General features: G+C 49.6%; 1 protein-coding gene. It reads right to left on the minus strand.

The genetic code is table 11. The annotated features are described in order from the left end of the window. Positions 1–74: 74 nt before the first annotated feature. Positions 75–369: hypothetical protein (locus tag AB4Y92_RS26570; RefSeq protein WP_441822343.1), on the minus strand; the 295-nt coding region annotated here is incomplete at its 5' end.

Consider the following 369-nt stretch of genomic DNA (forward strand, 5'->3'; position numbering starts at 1 on the left):
CTTTGATTACGGCAGACAACCGGATAATCTCCGGTCGTGTACCTAGCACCGTCATCACTTTCAATTTTTTCACGTTATACCGCCTCCGGATATAAATGGTTAACCATGAGTTCGAACAAACGGTCACTCAGATGAAGCTGGTTGAACAACGGCTTCGCATGGTCGTCATAGCCGGATTGCAGTTGGCCATGCAACGACCAGACCGCGCTTCGCATGAAGTCTTTCGGAAGCGGAGCAGCGTCTCTGTAAAACAGCAAGTAGGGAGATGTCGTTAGTTCCCGGGCTTTCAAGAAGACGTCTTGATCGGAAGCCATTGGCATGCTGATATAGTGGACTCTTGGATCCGGCAATTTTATGACGGGTGGATGC

The sequence above is a fragment of the Lysobacter sp. TAB13 genome (assembly GCF_052113885.1).
Lineage (GTDB): Bacteria > Pseudomonadota > Gammaproteobacteria > Xanthomonadales > Xanthomonadaceae > Lysobacter > Lysobacter gummosus.